The sequence below is a fragment of the Mycobacterium sp. ABE4_509 genome, from assembly GCF_056160785.1.
This window is the reverse complement of sequence record NZ_JBSWXU010000238.1, coordinates 1-4,363: the sequence shown is the minus strand read 5'-3', so window position 1 is coordinate 4,363 and position 4,363 is coordinate 1. Positions and strand designations below refer to the sequence as shown.

2 protein-coding genes and 1 pseudogene are annotated in these 4,363 nt (G+C 72.0%); 2 read left to right on the top strand and 1 reads right to left on the bottom strand.

What is annotated here, in order from left to right:
* Positions 1-183: pseudogene (locus tag ACXAID_RS27175) on the bottom strand (glycoside hydrolase family 3 protein); the annotation flags it as partial.
* Between the two features lie 80 nt (positions 184-263).
* Here ACXAID_RS27175 and ACXAID_RS27170 point away from each other — a divergent pair.
* Positions 264-437, top strand: a complete 174-nt coding sequence (locus ACXAID_RS27170; protein ID WP_014813542.1) for a DUF2613 domain-containing protein — start codon at positions 264-266, stop codon at positions 435-437.
* A 25-nt stretch (positions 438-462) separates the two neighbouring features.
* Positions 463-4,363, top strand: a 3,901-nt coding sequence (locus tag ACXAID_RS27165; RefSeq protein WP_475025279.1) for an alpha-(1->3)-arabinofuranosyltransferase, incomplete at its 3' end; no start/stop codon positions are given.

The following is a 4,363-nucleotide window of genomic DNA, read 5'->3' as shown; positions in this document are numbered from 1 at the left end:
GCCGCAGGCCGGTGCCGCGGGGACCGGCGCGGCCGGTGGCGGAGCGATGACCGCGGGGACCGGCCCGGCCGCCATCGACAGTGTGGACGTCGGCCCGGCGTCGGGCTGTTCGCCCGCCGATGTGCAGCTCACCAGCAGCAACGATGCCGCCAGCACCCCGGTGAGAGCCTTCGGCATCGTCATAGGCGTGACCATAGGCCCGACAGTAGTGGGTGGGTACAGCAAGGATCTACGGCCGTGCGCATCGTGCTAGTTTGGCGGCCATGGATCGGTTTCTCGTGCCCGCGGCGGCCAGCATCGTCGTCGGACTGCTGCTGGGCGCGGCTGCCGTGTTCGGGGTGACGTTGATGGTGCAGCAGGACACCAAGCCTCCGCTGCAGGCGGGCGATCCAGCGTCATCGGTGCTCAACAGGGTCGAGTACGGCGACCGAAGCTGACTCGCAGATAGCGACGGTCACGCCGCTGCGGCGGCGCTGGCTGTTCGTCGTCGGCGCAGCAGCTCTGATCCTGACCTTCGCCCAGTCACCCGGTCAGATCTCGCCCGACACCAAGCTGGACCTGACGGCCAACCCGCTGCGCTTCCTGACCCGCGCATTCGATCTGTGGAACAGCGATCTGCCGTTCGGGCAGGCCCAGAACCAGGCCTACGGGTATCTGTTCCCGCACGGCACCTTCTTCCTGCTGGGTGATCTGCTCAGCGTCCCCGGCTGGGTCACCCAGCGGCTGTGGTGGGCGCTGGTGCTCACGGTGGGGTTCTGGGGTGTGCTGCGGGTGGCCGAGGCGCTGCGCATCGGCACCCCGACATCGCGGGTGATCGGTGCGGTGGTCTTCGCGCTGTCGCCGAGGGTGCTGACCACGCTCGGGGCGATCTCGTCGGAGACCTGGCCGATGATGCTGGCGCCGTGGGTGCTGCTGCCGGTGATCGTGGCGCTGAACGGACGGGCCGGGGAACGCCTGCAGGGGGCAGACCCCCGGATTCGGCTGCTGGCGGCCCGCTCGGCGCTGGCGATCGCGCTGATGGGGGCGATCAACGCGGTGGCGACGCTGTCGGCGTGCCTGTGCGCGGTCGTCTGGCTGGCCTGCCACCGCCCCAACCGGGTCTGGTGGCGGTTCACCGGCTGGTGGCTGTTGTGCACCGCGCTGGCGGTGACCTGGTGGGTGGTGGCGCTGCTGCACCTGGGCCGGATCAGCCCACCGTTCCTGGATTTCATCGAGTCCTCCGGCGTCACCACCCAGTGGATGTCGCTGACCGAGATGCTGCGCGGCACCGGGGCCTGGACACCGTATGTGGCGCCCGACGCCACCGCGGGCGCACCGTTGGTCACCGGGTCGCTGGCGGTGCTGGCCACGACGCTGGTCGCCGCCGCGGGTCTGGCCGGGTTGACCCTGCGCTCCATGCCGGCGCGGGGACGACTCATCACGATGCTGCTGGTGGGGGTCGCGCTGCTGGCCGCCGGCTACTCGGGCGGGCTCGGCTCTCCGATCGCCCTGCAGGTGCAGGCCTTCCTCGACGCGGACGGCACACCGCTGCGCAACCTGCACAAGCTCGAACCGTTGTTGCGGTTGCCGCTGGCACTGGGGCTCGCCCACCTGATGGGACGCATCCCGCTGCCGGGCAGCGCGCCGCGATCGGTGTGGCGGGCCGCGTTCGCGCACCCGGAGAACGACAAGCGGGTCGCCGTCGGGGTGGTGGTGCTGGCCGCGGTGGCCGCGGCGACCTCGCTGGCCTGGACCAGCCGGCTGACCCCACCGGGGGCGTTCGACGCTATCCCGCAGTACTGGCACGACGCCGCAGCCTGGCTCGACGAGCACAACACCGATGAGGTCGCCGGACGGGTGCTGGTCGCGCCGGGCGCCCCGTTCGCGACCCAGGTATGGGGTAACAGCCACGACGAACCCCTGCAGGTGCTCGGCCACAGCCCGTGGGGCGTGCGGGACTCCATTCCGCTCACACCGCCGGAGACCATCCGCGCCCTGGACTCGGTGCAGCGCCTGTTCGCCGCGGGTCGCCCGTCGGCGGGCCTGGCCGACACGCTGGCCCGCCAGGGCATCTCCTACGTCGTGGTGCGCAACGACCTGGACCCGGGCACGTCCCGTTCGGCCCGTCCGATCCTGGTGCATCAGGCCATCGACGGCTCTCCCGGTCTGACCAAGGTCGCCGAGTTCGGTGAGCCGGTCGGCCCGGGGACGCTGGAGGGTTTCGTCGCCGACAGCGGGCTGCGGCCGCGTTACCCCGCCGTGGAGATCTACCGGGTGCAGTCCGGTGACCTCGACGGGCGTTCGCCGGCAGCGCCCTACCTCGTCGACGCCGGCGCGATGGCCCGGGTCGACGGCGGGCCGGAGTCGCTGCTGCGTATCGACGAACGCAGGCGCCTGTCCGGTCAGCCGCCACTGGGCCCGATGCTGTTGACCCAGGACGCGCTGGCGGCCGGCCTGCCCGCACCGCTGGTCACGATCACCGACACCCCGACCGCCCGCGAGACCGACTACGGCAGGGTCGACGACCATTCGTCGGCGGTGCGCGCCCCCGACGACCCGCGCAACACCTTCAACCGGGTGCCCGACTATCCCTCCCGCGGCACCGAGATGGTCTACGGCCGGTGGGACGGCGGCCGCGTCACGGTTTCCAGCGCCGCATCGGATTCCACTGCACTGCCCAATGTTTCGCCGTCCTCATCGCCGGCTGCGGCCATCGACGCGGATGCCTCGACCAGCTGGGTGTCCAACGCGCTGCAGTCCGCGGTCGGTCAGTGGCTGCAGGTGGACTTCGACCATCCGGTCACCAACGCCACCCTGACCATCACCCCGAGCGCGACGGCAGTCGGGGCGCAGGTGCGCCGCCTGGAGGTGGCCACCGTGAACGGCACCAGCACGGTGCGCATCGAACAACCGGGCAACCCGGTGACGGTGGCGTTGCCCTACGGCGAGACACCGTGGGTGCGCATCACCGCGGCCGCGACCGACGACGGATCGCCCGGCGTCCAGTTCGGCATCACCGATCTGGGCGTCACCCAGTACGACGCCAACGGGTTCGCCCATCAGATCAACCTGCGCCACACCGTCGACGTCCCCGGGCCGCCACCGGGTTCAGCTGTGGCGCAATGGGATCTGGGTACTGAGCTGCTGGGACGGGCCGGCTGCGCACAGAGCCCGACCGGAATCCGCTGCGCAGCCGCGATGGCGCTGGCCTCCGAGGAGCCGGTGAACCTGAGCCGGACGCTGACGGTGCCGGAACCGACCCCGGTCAGCCCGACGGTGTGGGTCCGCGCCCGCCAGGGCCCCAACCTCGCCGACCTGATCGCCCAACCCGGCACGGTGCGCGCCACCGGCGATTCCGACCCGCTCGACGTACTGGGTTCGGCCTTCGCCGCCACCGACGGCGATCGCGACACCGCCTGGACCGCACCCCAGCATGTCGTGCAGCCGCGCACCCCGCCGACCCTGGTGCTGAACCTGCCGACCGCCCGCACCGTATCCGCACTGCAGGTGACGCCGAGCTCCTCGGCCCTGCCCGCACACCCGAGAATGATCGCCGTGGACCTCGGCGCCGGCCCCCAGGTGCGCCGGCTGACCGGGAACACCGAGACCCTGCAGCTGCAGCCGCAACGCACCGACACCATCACCGTGTCGCTGCTCGACTGGGACGACGTGATCGACCGCACCGCACTGGGTTTCGACCAGCTCAAGCCGCCCGGGCTGGCCGAGATCGTCGCCCTCGACGAGTCCGGCGCGCCGATCGCCGCCGCCGACGCCGCCGGTAACCGGGCCAGGACCGTCACCCTGCCGTGCGGTCGCGGACCGGTGATCGGCGTCGCCGGCGAGTTCGTCCAGACCTCGGTGACGACGACCGTCGGCGCGCTGCTGGACAACCAGCCCATACCGGCGCAGCCCTGCCGCGACGAGCCGATCACGCTGCCCGTCGGCCAGCAGGAACTGCTGATCAGCCCCGGGCCGGGGCTGATCGTCGACGGCGTGCAGCTCGCCACCCCGTTGACCGGCGAGTTGCGCACCGCCACCACGGTTCCCGCCCGCACCGGCACGTGGACCAACGACCACCGCGACGTCGACATCAGCGCCGCCGGAACAGCCCAGGTGCTGGTGGTCCCGGAGAGTGTGAACCCGGGCTGGACCGCGCGCGCCGCGGACGGCGCGCCGCTCTCACCGGTCACCGTCAACGGTTGGCAACAGGGCTGGGTGGTCCCGGCCGGCGCCGCGGGGCCGGTCACCCTGAGCTTCTCGTCCAACACCACCTACCGGGCCGGCCTGATCGGCGGGTTGGCGCTGCTGCCGATCCTGGTGGCGCTGGCGTTCGTGCCCGGCCGGCGGAACCGCCCGCCCGGACCCGCGGCACGTCCCTGGCAGC